Genomic DNA, 19,524 nt, shown 5'->3' with positions numbered 1-19,524 from the left:
GTTATCAATATCATCTGTAACAAGTGGAGTCAACTTAGCAGTCCCGTTTAGTTTAGGGTTAGTGACTTTATATGAACCCGTGGTAATCAATGGATCAATTGATGCAGAATTCTTATCATGACCGGAATAAGTGCTCCACTGGGGCAAACTGCTAAACTGACTACTGTTAGAATTATAAGAGTATATCAGACTCGTTCCTTTAGTAAAGTAATTATTATAGTCAGCTTTTATATTGAGGTAATCATTGTTATTACTGAAGTAAAATGCATGACTATTTCCATAATTGATAAAATGGTTATTATAGATATCAATGGCACTTGAGTTATATATATATCCGCAATATTGGCTGGTGTTCGTCCCAGCTCCTATAAAAGTATTATGATATATATCAGCCTCTTTGGAATAAGAAATGCTAAATGGTCTGGAATTCGAATTACTTCCTGTTCTTACAAAGTTATTAGCAATAAGCATTCTCTTTGCTGATGAAGCATTGATATTATCCAGATATATACCATAACCACTGTTAATATCAATACTGTTTTTCAGGATCTTTATATCATCTCTGGAACTAGATAGATCAATAGCTCTGTAATATGAATTAGTAGTTTCAGATGTTATTTTATTAGATATTATCTGTGTATAGGAGTCATTGGACATTTTAAAAGCTCGTGCATACTGATTCTTTAAAATATTGCCTTTCAACACTATAGTCCCTGATACATCTGAGGGCTGTGCGTACACAAAGAAACCATAAGCATCATTTTCTAATAAATTGTTTTCAAAAGTAATATCTCCTGATGGACTTGTACTACCTGTTATAAATACCAATGAATAGCTTTCACTCTCATTAGTAGTCTCTTTTCCGATAATTACATTATTAGTAAAACGGATATTCGAAATGTCTCCCTGAAGGTCTATGGCTTTTGCATAATATTCACCATCGATCTTAAAGGTCATATTTTTAAATGTAATATGAGATATATTACCAAGTTTTACGACATAGTTTGAATCGTAATCATACTGGTTAACATAATAACTCAAAATTACCTTGCTGCTATCTCCTGATTCTGACTGGAAAAGAATGCTGCCATCAGCTCCTGAACCTGATATATCAGACAAAGCAATGTGCTCATGATATATCCCATCTCTGATCATGAAAGTTACATTACCTTTTATACCTCCGTTTTTCAACTGGCTTTGGACTTCTCCTAAAGAAGTAAAGTCTGGTGAAATTCCTCCGATGGTATAGGTCCTGGATGGTAATGCAGCATATAGATTTTCCTGTGATAGAATATTATCCACTATGTTTATATCATCTTTTCCATTAGGTAAAGAAAGTTCTACACTAAGTGCGTTGCCTTTGAGAAAAGGGAAAGTTTGAGAACCAAGATTTATCTCAACAGATTTCCCTTTTTCCAGATTGCCATTCCATTTTTGTACTGGTTTAACTTCACCATTAAATGTCAGTTGATAATCGAAAGAGGTGATCTTTTCTTTTCCACTGTTCGAAACTTTGATCTTTACATCATAGTTGCCAGCCAGGAATGGAGCCTCAGGTACGATTAATGCCTGTAGTTGCAAGTCTGTTCCCGAAGATGTAAACTCATCTGCTCCGATATCCGGATGACTAACGTCTCTCAATTTTCCTTCAAGATCCAGTGAAATTTCAGTAATTGGGATACCAGCTCCATCCAATGAGCCTTTAGTACACTTATATCCATCTTCAGTGATGAAAGCTGCATCTACGGAAACTGAATTTGAATCATTTTTTGAAATAAGCTGCCAGTCAGTTAGTTTTTGCAGTTGCGTTCCGTTTATTCGGAAGGTGTATTTACCTGCTGAATAATAGTTATTGTAATTGGAAACAATGTCAGTAAAGGACTCATTAACTATGAAGTCTGCCGCAATACCTGCACCTTTGACGCATACATTATTATTGAATAATTTGATATCATTTCCAGCTCCACCGATTTTTAGGGCAGTGCTTTCGGTATTGGTGTTAGAGATATTTAAAGTGTTATAAACTATAGCAAGATTTTTACATCCTTCTGCAACCATACCATATACATATGCTCCTCCATCTCCATAAAACGCGTTGTTGCTGATCAGTGAGCGGTTACCTTCTGAAGCTGTAATATTCCTGACATTAATACCAAAACCTACAACATGTACATAGATATTATTTCCGTTAATGGATATATCCTGAGCATTATCAATATGTATACCTTTATAATTCTCAAGTCGGGTTCCTTCAATTTTATTACCATGAACCTTTAGATCAGACACATGAACAAGATAAATGCCTCCTGAAAATTGATTTCTGATCACATTATTTTCTATTCTCAGGTTCTTGATAAATTTACTTCCGTTATAGCTTTGATCAATATAGATACCATAGGAACCTTGGGTAATATCATTATCTTTTATCAGAATATTATAGCAGGGGAGACTATCCGTTTGTTCAAACATGATAGTGGAGGCACTTCTCGAACCAGAATTATAATACTTACCTAAAATACTATTATTTATAAAAGATATATCATGAGCCCCTTCTTCCAACCTGATAATATTTCCATAATCATATATATCATATGAATCAGATATCGTCAGATCTTTAAATGTAATAAATGAAGCTCCGCTAAATGCAAGCAGATAATCTGCCCGAGTGTTACCATCTCTGAAAATAGTCGTGTTGTTTCTTTCTCCTGAAACAGATTGGAATGTAATCGTATTCAGGGAAGAAGCGCCTTTGATGGCAGGAATTTTTTGACCTATAAGATGTCCTCCGTCTGTAAGATTAAAAACAGTAGGCCCGCTAACACCTGCTTCTATAAGCGTATTCACTGCAGTATTTAAATTATCAAAATCTGCGTTTTCACCTCCGACGCTATAACTGCCTTCAAGAGCTGTATAAATAGTCTGAGAAATTGTATCTTGTATTGCAGGTGTAAAAGTTTCGTTCAGATTAGATATCCACGCTTTTAAAGTATAACTTTTTGCTTTCTCAAAAAGAATTTTACCAATAGGAAATATATCCTTGTTAAAATTATTACCGGAAGAAGGAGCCAGACCTTTTGTCCATTTATATGGAGCTTGAATTGTGCCGTTGATCTCCCAGTTAATTGTTGCTTCCGTCAGAGGTTTGGATCCATAGTTGATCAGGGACACGATGACATCCTGATTTCCATAACGTACACTTATATTTGCTTCCGGTCTATCAAGAGCTGCACTTACTTCTGAAGGAGTATTTTTAAGACTGAGAATATTTGATCTTAAATTAGTATAAGCTATCTGAGGAAAAACATATCTCATGCTGTTCAAAGCACCTAAAATAATAAATCCGGCTCCCCAGGCCTTTTCTGCAAGTACGATTTTCGAAGGATCCTCTTTGCTTACAAGCAGAGGATTCAATCCACTACCTTTTATTGTTAAATTTGCTGCATTGTAAGAAGAATATCCCCAGAACTCTTCAGCAACAGGTTTCTGAGGGCCGCTAAATATTTTATGTTTTTTATTCGCACTTACAATACTATCAGAAATAAAGTTTAAGCCTAATTCCACGCCTCCGAAACCTATGGATAATTCATCGTCATACGGAGGATTTGAATTGATAAAAAGTATATTACCTTTTTTTACCCAGTCCTCAAATTTGATTCTGTTACTAAACCAATATTCTCTCAAATAACGAAAGTGATTTTCATCTCCTTCCATATAAATATAGGAGGTAGGTGAGTTCAGCAATGAATCAGTATTTACATTATCATAATACAATTGTTTCCATTTTCCAGCACCAAAGGCCATGTCCATTGTTTTGGCATAAGATGAATGTAAGGAGCTAGCATAATAAGAAGACACTAGCATTACCTGTGCTTTAGATGAAAATGAGAGGATTGTAAAAAGAAATATGATTTGTAAAGAGATGAATACTTTATTTTTCATTTTATATTTTTCTTTATAAGAAAGTCCGGAAGTTTTTTATAAAAGCTAATTTATGTTTTGATTGAGGTGACCTGATGAGTTATGAATCATTCAACCATTGCAATGAGGCTATGCTTGGTGGAGTTTAAATATGCCATTTTTAAAAATTCAACAGGAGAGTGGTGAATAATTTGAGAAAGATTTGGGCAAAGGATATTATTCAGTAAATGAAAGTCTATTCTTTCATTGTAATAGGATGATTTGAACATTATAATCATAATAAAAAGCTAAATTCAATCAACAATCCTAACTATCAATTCAGGTTGTTAGAAAGTATGGATTTGTGTTTTGTGTCCCTCTTGATTATAAAACAGTTTACAAAAGTACCAGACAAAGACTATTAAATAATTAACAATAGTTAAGAAAGCATTGGATTCTATCAATTGAACTTCCTATAGTTTGATTTATAGCAGTTTATTTTATCCACATAATCGACCATTGCAGTTCTCTTTAATTACATAATTAAGGATATATTCTATTAATTGAGGAGGTTAATTTACCAATGCAGGTTTTGGCTTTAGGAACGTAATCTTATTTGAGTCCTTTTTAGATTTCGAAAGGACCTAGACTTTTAAAGAATAAAATGGGAAAATTTAACAAATAAATTCAATTTTAAACTTCTACACAGTTTAAAACTATCCCAACAATTAAAGGTAAAACATTAGATATTTTAAGTTATCAATTACGCTTTACGAATAGAACAATGGAGTAAAATTACCTTTTTACGGTATAGTTAAAATGTGATATTTTATAGAACATTACATTAAATTTCAATTGGAGAATATCCAGTCACAGCAAATCGCCATAGAAGGTATTTTCCCTATGAATGTTAATAATTATATGATCAAATAAGGGTACTTATTGACATAGATAATCTTATTATTTATTTGTTGATTTATATTAAACAAATATAAATTAACAAATAAGATCATCTTACCATTTGCGTAAGATTTATGCATTTAATACATTAGTCACGCTTAAAGCAAAGCTTGTTCAGTGTTGCTCTTATCACCACACAAGAGTTCATATTGCAAGTGAATAGATTTTCATTAATTATTTTAATTCTCCACATACTGCAAGCGGAGATATTTTATTACCAGTTTAGTTTTTGCAATTGATTATACAAATATTCTATTCTTGAGAATATAAGAGTTTTTACAATCTGAAATTTCCTGAAGACAGAACTTATGGAAATTATATAGTCAAAGATTATACATCATCAGTATAGTCTCCCATTTAAGTAAATCGATCAGTTCTAATAATTCAATATTTAGTTCAGTAAATAAGCCCTTAAAATTGAACAAATGAAAAACTCATTTTTTAACAATGGTGCAGGAATTACTGCAAATTTGCCAATAGATTTGACAAATGAAGGTCAGTCTAAGGAAGGCAAGGATAATATGCAGGTCAATGTTCCTGTTATTTCAATGCCCAAAGGAGGAGGAGCTATAAAGGGGATAGACGAAAAGTTTTCAGTAAATGCTGTGAATGGAACCATGTCTTTGTCTATCCCACTTCCCTTTGCCGAGGCGAGAGGAGTTTCACCTCAGCTTCAATTGTCTTATAATTCAGGAAGTGGCAATGGAATATTCGGACTTGGATGGAGCTTTGGACTTCCATCTATCAAACGAAAGACAGACAAGTACCTGCCACAATATCTTGATGAAAAGGATTCAGACACCTTTTTATTTTCAGAGGCAGAAGATCTCGTTCCTGCATTTAAAAAAGGGATTGACGGAAAATTTATAAAGAAGTCTGATGGCAGTTATGAAATTGATGACAAAGATTCTGAAGATCATTCATATACTATACGGACTTATTTTCCTAGAATTGAGGGTAATTTTGCACGAATAGAACGCTGGTGTGAAAAGCATACACGTAATATTAAATGGAGGGTTACAACAAAGGAAAACGTGACAACGCTTTTTGGCTGGAGTTCCAATTCCATAATTTTTGACCCTAAAGATCCGCTTAAAATATTTGAATGGTTGCCTGAGTTTGTCTTTGATGACAAGGGAAATTGTGCCCACTATATTTATCAACGAGAGAATGCTAAAGGGATTGACATGTCTTATGTTCATAATAAACACAGACAAGAAAAAGGAAATATCACTTATACGAATCTCTATCTGTCAAAAATATTATATGGAAACAAAACACCATATAAAAGTTTCGGAGATACATATCCTCTAAATTCTGATTATCTCTTTTCCACGGTATTGGATTATGGTGAATATAATGATAATACCTATGAGCCTTTGAATGAATGGACCTTTCGCAAGGACCCATTTTCTAATTATAAAGCGGGTTTTGAAATACGTACCACAAGACTATGTAAAAGAGTACTTTTATTTCACCTTTTTAAAGGCGCTGGAGAATACGATGGACTTGTAAGGTCTCTCAACTTTGAATATGACAAAGATGCACCTGAAGGTTTTACATTTCTTAAATCTATCACCAATACTGGCCACATTAGAAAGCCAGACGGAAACTATTCGGAAAAGAGTCTGCCACCTATGGAATTTCAATATGAAAAACATCAATGGAATGATAAGGTAAATACAATTTCCCGGGAAAATTTGATGAACGCTCCGGCAGGAGTAGATGACCAAAATTATCAATTTACTGATCTGTATGGAGAGGGCTTACCGGGAATTCTTACAGAACAAGCATCCGCCTGGTATTACAAATCAAATCTGGGAGATGGCCGATTTTCAAAAGCTGAATTGATAAGTCCTAAACCATCTTTTCAAGAATTAGGTAATAAACTTCAACTGGCTGATCTTGATGCAGACGGTAATAAGCAATTAGTCAGCTTTGAGGCTGACGCAAAAGGTTATTTTGAAATAAACGATGACGCAACCTGGAAACCATTTAAATATTTTAAAGGTTTTCCTAACATTGATATCAATGCATCTGATGTCCGTATACTCGATCTGAATGGGGATGGTAAACCTGACCTGTTAGTTTCAGAAGAAGATATTTTTACATGGTATCCTTCTGAAGGACGTGATGGGTATTCTGATGCTCTGAGAATCCTCAAGACAAAAAATGAAGAAGAGGGACCTGCGGTCATCTTTGCTGACAAAGCACAGACCATTTTTCTTGCAGATATGTCCGGAGATGGCATGACAGATATTGTTCGAATAAGGAATGGTGAAGTTTGTTATTGGGCCAATCTAGGTTATGGGAACTTCAGTGCAAAAATTATCATGGATAAATCTCCTGTCTTTGATCGGGAAGAATCTTTTAATCCTTCATTTATAAGATTAGCAGATATAGACGGATCGGGCACAACGGATATCATCTATCTAGGTAAAAACAAATTTACTTGTTGGAAAAACCTTTCCGGAAATATTTTTTCTGAAACTCCATTTGAGATCACCTCTTTCCCGCAGGTAAATCCTCAGACTAAAGTGTCGGTAATGGACCTTTTGGGAAATGGCCTTTCCTGCATAGTATGGTCATCAGCTCTGGAAGAAGGTCTGCAGGCTCCCCTCAGATATATTGATCTTATGAGCAGCAAGAAACCCCACATTATTACTTCCTTTAAAAATAATCTTGGCAAAGAGGTATATTTGGAATATTTGCCTTCCACACAGTATTATCTAAAAGACAAATCAGAGGGGAAAATCTGGGCTACCAAATTACCTTTTCCTATTCACTGCATCTCTAAGACTATTACCAAAGACAAGATTTCTGATGCTGCGTTTGTGAGTCAATACAGATACCATCATGGATATTATGATCGCGAAGAAAAAGAGTTCAGAGGATTCGGAATGGTAGAACAAGTAGATACTGAAACTTTTGATCACTGGATAAAAGGAAACGCATCAAATATTGTAGAAGAACCTCTTCACCAGGAACCAGTCATTTCAAAGTCATGGTTCCATACAGGAGCCTCTGTTAACGAGAAGGGCATACTTAATCAGTTTAAAGAGGACTATTGGTATGCCGAAATTAAAGATATTACCCACCATGAATCGGATTTAAATGATGCGAGAATTATTGCAATATCAGGAACGGATCAACTGACTCAGGAGTCGCTATCTGGACAGGAATGGAGAGAGGCTCTGCGTGCATGTAAAAGCATGGGACTCAGGTCAGAAGTATTTGCTAACGATGCAGCAAAATATGGTAATACTGACGAAGCAAAGCAAAGAGCATTGATTCCCTTTTCAGTTGCAACACATAACTGCTTTATTGAGATGCTGCAGCCTAAAGGGCAAAATAAACATGCAGTTTTTATTGTCAAAGAAAGTGAGGCTATTACTTATAGTTATGAACGAAATCCTGAAGATCCAAGAATAAGTCATACACTCAATATTCTGTTCGATATATATGGTAATGTGCTAGAATCTGCATCGATAGTTTATCCCAGAAAAATAGCGGACAATACTCTCCCTAAAGAAACTCGTGATGAGCAAGGCAAAACACATATTGTTTACCTTAAAAAGGAGTTCACCAATGATATTATTACTCAAGAGACCTATCGATTGAGAATGCCGGCAGAGAACCAGACATATGAACTGAAAAATGTAAAGAAAACCGGACAATATTATACAGTAGAAGATTTTTCAGATATTCTCCTGCCTCAGAATTCAGAAACTGTCCATTATCATGAACACGATAAACCTGCACTACCTGATAAAGCGCAGAAAAGACTTATTGAACATGTGCGTTCCACTTATTATCGTGATGCTATAGATAAAGAATTACCATTATATAAGATGGATTCCAAAGGGATTTCATTTGCGAATTATCAATTGGCATATACTCCAGAACTTCTTCAGGATATTTACCAAGGGAGAGTGGTGGATTCACATATGACTGAAGGAAAATTCATCCAATTTGAAGATGAATCGAGTTGGTGGGTAGGTTCAGGTTCCGTCAATTTCATTTCAGATTCAGAAACTCAAGCAGATGCACAAAACAGATTTTATGTACCGGTATCTTATAAAGATTCATTTGAAGCTATAACAAAAGTTAAATATGACAACTACTTCCTTCATATAATCGAAACAGAAGATGCATTAGGAAATAAAACCAATATTGAAAAATTCAACTTCAGAACGCTGGCTCCAAGTCTGGTTAAAGATATCAATGATAATTTAACAGAAGTTATTACTGACGAACTTGGAATGGTCAAGGCGATTGCTGTAAAAGGAAAGGGCAATGAAGCAAATGAACTTTCGGGATTTTTAGATATAACAGATAAATCTGAAATAGTTGATATCCAAAATTTCCTGCTTGAAAATGATTCCACTCAACTCACGATAAAAGCAAAAGCCTTATTAAAAAATGCAACAATGAGTTTTGTATACGATCTTGATTCATTTAGGATTGGCAACAAACCTGTTGTAGTTGCAGGAATCATGCGAGAAGTCTATTCCGATCCTGATAGTCCGGTACAATTGAGTTTTGAATATTCAAACGGCATCAGTGAGGTCATTATGAAAAAAGTTCAGGCTGAGCCAGGCATTGCAAAGCGGATTACTATTAATAATAATAATACTTATGTGGTCGATGAAATAAATACTGCTGATAAAAACCAATTGCGCTGGATTGGTAATGGAAGAACAATTCGGAACAATAAGGGAAATGTTGTTAAACAGTATGAGCCTTATTTCGCCGTCAGCCATCATTATGAAGATCTGAAGGAGCTGGTTGAAACAGGCATGACCTCTCTGATGTACTACGATGCTCCGGGAAGATTGATTAAAACAACCATGCCTGATAATACATTTTCTAAAATTGAATTTAATACATGGAAACAAGTTGCATACGATGCGAATGACAACATACTGGACTCTCTTTGGTACAAAAAGAGAATAGACGGCAGTCTGGATGCAGAATTACTTAAAGAAGGGAAAGATCCTGCCAAGGAAAAAGAGGCGGCTCAGAATGCTGCAAAGCATGCTAATACTCCTTCTTTAATTTATACTGATGCATTTGGAAGAGGTATTTTATTTATACAACATTTAAAAAATGTTGATACCAATAAAGACGAATATCTTCCTTCAAAAATGACTTTAGATATTGAAGGCAATCAGATAAAGGTTACGGATCCCAGAGAAAATACTGTTATACAATATAAATATGATATGCTGGGTCATAAAGTATATCAGGAAAGCATGGATGCTGGAAAAAGGTGGTTGCTTTCTAATGTTCTGAATCATCCCTTGAGAACCTGGGACGAACGTAATCATGAATTTCAATACTTCTATGACAAATTGAAACGCCCTGTTAAAAGCATCATTTCAGGGGGTGATGGACTTATTCCTTTAAACAATATTTATGATTACATTATCTATGGTGAAGACCAATTGTTACCTGGCAGAAGCAATGAGACAGATTTAAAAAATAAAAATTGTCTGGGAAGAGCAGTTTTGCATTTTGATACAGGAGGTTTGCTTTCTGTTTCTGCATTCGATTTTAATGGACAGCCCAAAGATACTGCAAGGAAACTCTTTAAAAAATATAAAGAAGTACCAGACTGGAAGGGAGAGAATCTGGAAGATGATCTGGAGGATAAAAATTTTACATTTACAATAAAGAGGGATGCGCTTGGTCGTATTACAAGCGAGACAGTTCCTGATCTGAGCGTTGTTACATTTTTTTATAATGAAGGCGGCTTGCTAAACAGTCAATTCGTGAAACTTCCGGAAGAAGCAGAGTCAAAGCCTTATATAAAAGACATCGATTATAATGAAAAAGGTCAGAAAAGTAAGGTTATATATGGTAACGATGTCTTTACCAAATTTTTCTATGATAAAGAGACATTCAGATTAAAGCAATTGGAATGCAGGCCGAAGAACAGTGAACCTATTCAGGACTGGAGATATACCTATGATGCGGTTGGTAATATTACACATATAGAAGATAAAAAAGCTCCTGTAACTTTCTTCAATAATCAGATAGTTGAGAGTTTATCCGAATATACCTATGACAGTCTGTACCGCCTGGTTGAAGCAACGGGGAGGGAGAACGATTCTCAAATGATATTTGATACCGGTGATAACTGGAATGATGCATCCTACATGAATCAGTTAAATCCTGGGGGGCCTATGGCATTAAGAAATTATAATCAATCGTACCGATATGATTGGGCTGGAAATATTTCAAAAATGATTCATACAGCAGGTTCCAACTGGACAAGGCAATATGAATATGAAGATAAATGCAACCGTCTTAAGAAAACGAGTATTGGGAGTGTCGATTATAAATATCTCCATCATCCCCAACATGGTTATATTGAATCCATGCCACATCTGGATGTCATGAAATGGAATTTTAAAGAAGAACTTGTCAAGACAATCAAGCAACGTAAAAATGACGGAACCCCTGAAGCTACGTATTATCAATACGACGGAAAAGGTAAACGTATTCGGAAAATCACCGAAGTGCAGGCTCCGGCTAATGTGGAAGCTGTAGTCAAAGATGAGAGAATTTATATAGTTAACTACGAATTATATAAGATCCATAGCGGAACAAAGGCAGGCTTAGAAAGGACAACTCTGAGTTTAATGAATGATAACCAGCGCTTCGTCATGATTGATCGTGAAACAGAAAGCGATACCATATTGACACGATACCAACTCGATAATCATCTTGGTTCTGTGGGGTTGGAGCTGGACGAAAAAGCTCAGATTATCAGTTACGAAGAATATCACCCTTTTGGAACTACAGCTTACCAGGCTAAAAATGCCACTATTAATGCAGTCGCCAAGCGTTACCGATATACAGGTATGGAACGTGATGAAGAAACGGGATTTGAATACCATACTTCAAGATATTATGTACCTTGGCTTGGCAGGTGGTTAAGCCCAGATCCCACAGGCACCGGCGATGGGCTGAATATTTATGCGTATGTTTTGAATAAACCAGTTCATAGCGTTGATACGAATGGAAGAGCAAATGCACCGATTCATAGAGATCTCACTACCATTATAGCAATGCAGTATGTTAGCAAAGAAACTGCAATTAAGGTAGGAGAAGCGGCAAATCTTCCTGATACAAAAAAAGAATACGATTCTACTAAAAACAGTATAGCTGGAGATCCAAAGGGCATAAATAAAAATATCCATGTACTGGACAAGAGAAGTACAGAAGAGAAGGTATCAGATTCACTTAATAATTATAGAACAGGGAATGTGGTTGGCAAAGAAGCCGACCCCATAAAGGATGGAGGTGTTAATCTTCTCCACCCAATTCAGGATGCCCATTATCATTTGCCTGATCATACATTTGGTGTAGGAGGAGGACATAGCCTTGAAGCTGAAATTGACCTGGCTGTGGGTAAAAAATCTTTTGAAGAATTTTATAAAGTAGTTCTTGATACTGAAAAAGGCATAGAATTGATGAAAGAAAAAGGTGCCTTTGGAAAAGATGAGAAGCCTGCTATTGCCAGACTGACAAAAGAAGAATGGAAAGATATTTATAACAATCTGAAAGCAATAGAAGAAAAGAATGACGTCAAAGATGCTTGGTATAATATTAGAAAAGGAATGTCAATAGGTTTTATTGTTAGTGGAATTTCAATTGCTATAACTTCAATGGCTTTCAAAAATACAGGGTTGGCTGTTTTGGGATGTTTACTCCTTTTATATGGAGCAGCTCCAGATCTATTCGCAAAGATTGGCGGATATATTGGGGAAGCTATAGGGGAAGGGATTGGTAGATTTTGGGGTAAAACAGGTGAGGTTTCTGGACAAGCAATAGGAGTTGCTATAGGTGGTAACATATTCGGCTTAGGATGGGGGGTAGCTAAAGATAACGCTAGAAATGATACAGCCAGTCAAGAATCTGGTTCTTTAAGAAGTAGGTATGGTTTTGAGGATAAGCCAGGGATATTAAATGATACAAACAGATATACTCAGCGTAGATATTTTTAAACATTAACACTAAACATTAACAAAATTTTTAGACCATGGAAAATATTGAAATTAGCGGCTTTGTATTGACTGAAAAGACTGCAAGGCCAGTTGCAAATCTCAGAATAGAAGCCTGGGACAAAGATTACATCATAGATGATCTTTTAGGCTCTGCAACCAGTAATGATAAAGGATTTTTTTCTATTCAATTCAATGAAAAATATTATTCGGAACTACTTTTTGATCGTCGTCCGGATATTTATTTTAAAGTTTATAAAGGTGATTATCTGCTAGTCAATACCTCAAACAATGTAAGGTGGAATGCAGAAAGAAAATCATCGGATATTATCATTTCAATTCCTCTGGAAGGCAATGCGCCGGGAGGTGCAGTTCCCGGATTTAACAAAATAAGCGGAAGAATTGCTTCAGACAATGGCCTGCCTGTTACAAATGGTCATATCATTGCTTATGATAAAAGGCTTGGTGGAGAAGTTGTGTTGGGCGAGGGCTATACAGATCCTTTCGGAAATTATAATATCCTTTACCCAAAGGACAAATTAGAAGGAAAAACTAGTCCTGATATTCAACTAAGAATCTTTGAAGCGGATAATAATCAGAAGGAAATAATTCGATCTGAAATAAAATATAATGCCTCCGAAGAAGAAACAATCGACGTTGTTATCGCTGCTAGTCAGGTATTGAGGCCGGTAGAGTTTGAAAGGCTTATGAATGATATTAGACCAATACTGGGAGCTAAAACATTAAAGGATCTGAAAGAAGATGAAACTCATAGTGATATCACTTTAATAGCCAACAAAACAGGATGGGATGCCAGGATAATTGCTATGGCATCTCAGGCAGACCAATTAAGTTCCGAAACCAAAATTCCTGCAGAACACTATTATGCAATCTTCAGATCAGGTGTTGCCGGGAATAGTGAGGCCGTGAGTAAGCTTTCGTCCGAATCACTTGGAAATCTGTTAAACAAAGCAGTGGAAAATAAAGTGATTCAGCCTGGGACTAATATTCAGGAAACAATTAAAATTCAGGAGTCCATAAGCGCTGATTATATATTGCATCAGCCTCCCGTTTCAGGAGTATCTTCTCTTAATTCTTTACTGGAACTCAGATTAAATAATGATCAGAAAAAATCATTTGTAGAGAGTTACAGGCAATCAGGAGAAGATGTGAACAAGTTCTGGCAGTCCCTAAAAGAAAAGGGATTCGATGACCACACTGTTTCGAGCTTGCAGACAGACGGCAAATTAGGTTATCTGACTTTACAGAATGCTCCTCTAATGAAGCGCTTATATGAGAATTTCAGAATCTCTGATGCATCACAGCTCGTAGAGGCAGGGCTTTACAAAGAGGAAGAATGGGAAAGGATTATTGGGCAAGATCTTCCTGCAGATATCAATCTTAAGGATTATGCCAAAGGAATGGCTAATATGGTTCAAAAAAGCTATCCTTCATTGGTAGTTTCAGAGATGATACAACGAAATGAGTTCAGTACAGGAACAAATGTTCCCAAAGAAGAGCTTTCAGATTTTTTTAAAAAGACGTCACTTAAATATACAATTGGTCAACAACCGGTAAAAAGCTGGGATGGATTTCATGACCTTAAACCTGAAATGCAGAGTGCTGTGAAGAAAATTGAACGTCTTTACCAGCTCACACCTTCCAATGAAGCCATGAAAGCTTTGTCCTTCGCGAATTTTGATTCAGCATTTCACATAATGAGTTTTACCAGAAATGAATTTAAAAAATCAGTTTCAGAAGCCTTTAAGAATGAAGAAGAAATTGATATGGTATACACTAAAGCCAATGAAATTTATTCTTCTGTCCTTAATGTGGCAACTACTTATCTGACTTACAGAGGCATGCCTAATGTTTATGGGATTTCAGGAAAGCTCAAAAAAGGACAACAGGAAATTATCGCTTATCCAACACTGGAAGAGTTATTCGGAAACATGGATTACTGTGCCTGCGACCATTGTAAATCTGTGCTTAGTCCAGCAGCCTATCTCGTTGAATTGTTACAGTTCACAGATGTAAAATATCCCGAAAAGCAAAATCCGATTGAAATTCTTAACGAAAGAAGACCTGATATACAACACCTTCAGCTTACTTGTGAGAATACCAATACTGTATTACCCTATATAGACCTGGTCAATGAAATACTGGAATACTATATTGCTAATAAAGGATCATTGATCAACTTCAAAGGGCACGATATTATAGAAGGTGTAAAGACTGAAGACCTGCTGGCTGACCCTCAGTTTGTCATTGATACTGTTTATAACACCATTAAAGAAAAGGTATTTCCTTATAATCTGCCTTTTGACCAGCCTCTTGAAGCCTTAAGACTTATATTTAAAATATGGGACCTTACGCTAGAAAAAGGATTGGAAGTCTTTGAGGGAAAGGCACAAACAAGGATTGAAACTCTTGGTCTGACTAAAGAAGAATATCAGCTATTTACCAACATTACATATAGAACGCTTCCGGAATATTTTGGAGAACCAGAAGGGATTTCAATAGATGATTTAAACACGGCAATTTCAGGTGGAAAAGACTTCTGTCGTAGAGTAGAAATTTCGTATGAAGATCTTATCGAAATTTTAAAAACCAAATTTATCAATCCCGGATCAGTATTGGTTCCAGCACTTTCCAGGCTTAAAATAGGCATGGATGAAATAGTAAAGGTGATCAATGGTTCTATAGGTGATGATGAGTTTAAAGGCAAACTTCCTAAAGACCTGAATCTAACTGACGACTATAATAATGATGTACCACAATGGATAAGAAAAAATCAGGATTTGATTCTGAAACTCATCGTACTTAAAGATATTAATCCTGATGAATCCTGTGATTGTAATTTTGCAAAAGTTCAATTGCGCTATCTGAATCCTGATGTAAATGCAGAAAAACTAACTGCCATCGAGTATCATAAGCTACATCGTTTCATTCGTCTTATGAAGAAAGAGGGTTGGAGCATTTCGCAAACAGACAGTTTAATAGATACTTTTTTGCCTCTGCCATCTAGGGACTTGAATGAAGGAAATCTGGATAATGCATTTGTAAAATTGCTTGCACGTATTGCCAATTTCCTTCGTGTTATGGATATGCAATCTGTATCCGGTAAAAAACAAAAAGATTGGCAGACTCTATGGGATAAAAGCTTTAGCAGAGATGTAAGAATTGAACAACTTGCAAAGCTTATAAAGTCTACTGTTCCTGACCTGAATGATTTGAGCAGTTTAACCAATATAGATCCTCTTGCAGATGATTTTGATACTGACGAACCTTCTTTAATAAAAATATTAAAAATAGTTGCCTTGCTCAAAGATCTTTCTGTAAAGGTTAAAGATCTGAATTATATTCTTTGGAGTAAAGATTTAAGTGGGAAACTTGAATCTTCAGAATCAGAAATTCTTAATAATCTCAAAGTTATCAATCAGGTATTAAATACTGTGGATGTAGAAAACGGAAGCGCTCCGGCCAATGCTGATTTTGCTTTTGCAAAAGACAGAATGTCTCAAGTCTATGATCCGACTGTGGTAAATGATTTTTTTGCTTTTATAACAGATTCAAAAACTTATTCCACATCTCTTATTTTAAAGGAAGAAAGTCTCCCAGATAAACTAATTCAGACAGATTCAAAAGTGAATTATGATGCATTTAGCAAGCTTCTTACATATAATGGAGTGTTGACTAACGATGCTCAAAATAATCTGAAAAGCAAAGCTGATTTACTTGTAGATGGCGACTTAAGCAATATAAATTCTCCTGCAGATCTCGATACCTTTAAGAATGATTTTAAGAATGCAGTCACTTCATTATTTAATTTAAGTAATGCCGATTTGAACAGCTTCGGAGTTTCATATCCTGAACTTAAATCAGTCTTTGATACAGTAAAACTTATAGAGGATCCTGCAGAACAAACCCAGGCATTATTGAATGAAATATTACCAGACCTGAAACTAAGACTTAAAGTTTTCGGATTGAAGAATACTTTATCCTCTATTTTAAAATCGGACTTAGAAATAACCGACATCCTAATGGAAAGACCTGAAGTTGTTCAGGCCTTGTCAGATAATAGTAAATCTGTAGTAAATGATTTTATTAATCTTCAGAAGAAGGTTGTCTTTAATACGAATCAGATTTATGAATTCTATGTAGATCCTATTGCCACTGATGAATATCTTTTATATATCCAGGCACCTGAAAATACTTTAATTACATTAACTTTTGACGGAATAAAAGTCTTGGATAATGTTTCAATAGGAACGTCTAAAGAAGCTGCAACAACCATTCCTGTTCCACTAAAGACTGGGGTTATTTATGCAGCCAGTTTGCAGATCGGAAATTTACCAACAGATGGAACAGCAAACCTATTATGGCGTACAAAGGCAATGGCCAAGAGCATTGTGCCAGACAACAATATTTTTGATAAGGAAAGTATTTTCAATGCAAAATCTTCTCTGATCAGACTTCAGAAAGCAGTCTATCTACATAATATTCTTCAGCTTACTCCCATGGAACTTTCATGGTTGACGGGAAATAATGCAGAGACCAAAAATATCCTGAACGAGCTTGATACGGAGCATAACATTTCAGATTCTGCATTGCATGGGCTGTGGAATAAGGTTTTATTGTTATTGGAATTTGTTAAAATTAAAAAAGATTATGATTCGGAAGAGGACAACTGGATTAACATTCTGAAAGATCCTGAAGTAAAAAATGGTCAAGGAAAAAATCTGTTGCTTTCCATAAACTATTGGAATGAAATAGACCTTGATAAGGTTTTAGAAAAATTCTCTTTAAATAAAAGTAATCTGTCCTCCATCAGTAATCTTACAAAGGTAATAAATGCAATGGCCTTTGTTACTGCTACAGGGTATCCTGCTTTGCAGGTTTTGAGCTGGGTAAAGAACACTCCGGATGCGGAAACGATTCGTGATATTAAAGCCAAGATAAAGGCAAAGATTGATGGTGCCGTCTGGCTTGAAACAATGCAAAGCATCAGTGACCCTTTGCGGAATAAACAGCGCGATGCCTTGGTTAGCTTCATACTGACTTATTACAAACCCTCTGATGAAGTCAATACTGCAAATAAACTATTTGAATATTTCCTTATAGATGTTGAAATGGATGCTTGCATGCAGACATCCAGGGTCAGACAGGCCCTTTCAAGTGTTCAGTTGTTTATTAACAGGTGCCTTATAAATCTGGAGCCAAAGGTAGCGCCCTCATCCATAAAGACAGAACAATGGGAGTGGATGAGAAGATACAGAATATGGGAAGCAAACAGGAAAGTATTCCTTTATCCGGAAAACTGGTTGGAGCCGGAATTGCGTGACAATAAATCATCATTTTATAAAGAACTGGAAGGAGAACTTTTTCAATCTGATCTCAATCAGGATCTTGCGGAAAAGGCATATCTCACTTACCTAAAAAAGCTGGATGAAGTAGCAAGGCTTGAAATAGTAGGGATGTATCTGGAAGAAAATGAAAAAGGAAATCAGAATGATGATATTGTCCATGTTTTCGGAAGAACGAATGGTCAGCACAGGGAACATTATTATCGACGCTTCGAGTATGGGTACTGGACACCATGGGAAAAGATATCAGTGAATATTGATGGAGATTATATATATCCTGTAATGTGGAAGAACAGGTTATTTGTCTTCTGGTTAAAATCTTTTCAAAAAGCCCAGGGAGCTCAAAGTGGAGGTGCTAATTTTTCAATGGAAGATTTGAGCACTGGTGATTGGAAAAACAATGTAAAGATTAGAGTGGAGCTCACTATGCATTGGTTAGAATACTACGATGGTAAATGGAGTTCTCCTAAATCATCCGATCTGGATAAGCCAATTGTACTAAGTCAATTATCTTCATTTGATATAAAAAATATAATTCTATACGGCAGAATAGAAGCGCCTAAGAATAATATATCTGAAAGATTGGTATTTAGTCTCTATTATTATGGTGATATAAATTATATATATAAAATTACTTACACAAGTAAAAATAGTCCTCCAGTAATAACACAGGAAGAAGATTCGGAATTAAAATCAGCAGGTCAATTCAATGCTTCTCTATTTAGAAAACCTTACGAGTCTTCCGGAGCCCAGTCTAACGCCGGAATATTCATCGATACCAATTCTTCTGAATTTAAAGTCAATGTTGATCAGCCTAATAATAAAGCAAGCATTACTGAATCATTGCTTACTAGAAAATCAGGTAGTATAGGAAGTTTTCAGTTATTTCCTATGAGGTATAAGCTTAGCGGAAATCAATGGGAAGCTCCCTTCTTTTATCGTGATGAAAAAAGTATTTTTTATGGCCAACCTGATGAGGAACTAGTGCCAATTAGAGATTTTACTGGTTATTATGATTTTGGAATATTGACAGTACCTCCAATTAAAGAAATTCCTCCACTGGCGGAAAAGCCGAAATTCAAAGACCCTAAAGGACCAGTTGTTAATCCTTGGGACGGACTGGCAATTACATCCAATCCTAATTATACTGTTATTCTTCCTTCTACTGACATATTCTCCTTTGGCAAAGTTAGTTTCGGAGTAGATGGAAAGCTGCAGAATAGCCTGCAATCAGCAGTAGAAATTTTTAATTAAATATTCATTTTACTCATTGATTTTCTAAAATTATA

Annotated in this window: 3 protein-coding genes; 2 read left to right on the top strand and 1 reads right to left on the bottom strand. The window is 35.6% G+C overall.

The window, feature by feature from the left end; genetic code table 11:
* Window positions 1–3,939 (bottom strand): right-handed parallel beta-helix repeat-containing protein (locus J7604_RS23910; RefSeq protein WP_293902055.1); only part of this gene is annotated, 3,939 nt, incomplete at its 3' end.
* A 1,343-nt stretch (window positions 3,940–5,282) separates the two neighbouring features.
* Here J7604_RS23910 and J7604_RS23905 point away from each other — a divergent pair.
* On the top strand, window positions 5,283–12,872 hold the full coding sequence (locus tag J7604_RS23905) for a SpvB/TcaC N-terminal domain-containing protein (RefSeq protein ID WP_293902052.1): 7,590 nt from the start codon (window positions 5,283–5,285) through the stop codon (window positions 12,870–12,872).
* A gap of 35 nt (window positions 12,873–12,907) precedes the next feature.
* Complete coding sequence (locus tag J7604_RS23900) at window positions 12,908–19,489, top strand: neuraminidase-like domain-containing protein (protein ID WP_293902049.1); 6,582 nt, start codon at window positions 12,908–12,910, stop codon at window positions 19,487–19,489.
* Window positions 19,490–19,524 lie beyond the last annotated feature (35 nt).

The sequence above is a fragment of the Sporocytophaga sp. genome, from assembly GCF_017745095.1.
In the GTDB taxonomy this organism is placed as follows: Bacteria; Bacteroidota; Bacteroidia; order Cytophagales; family Cytophagaceae; genus Sporocytophaga.
The sequence above is the reverse complement of the archived record's forward strand: the minus strand, read 5'-3'. Positions and strand labels throughout refer to the sequence as shown.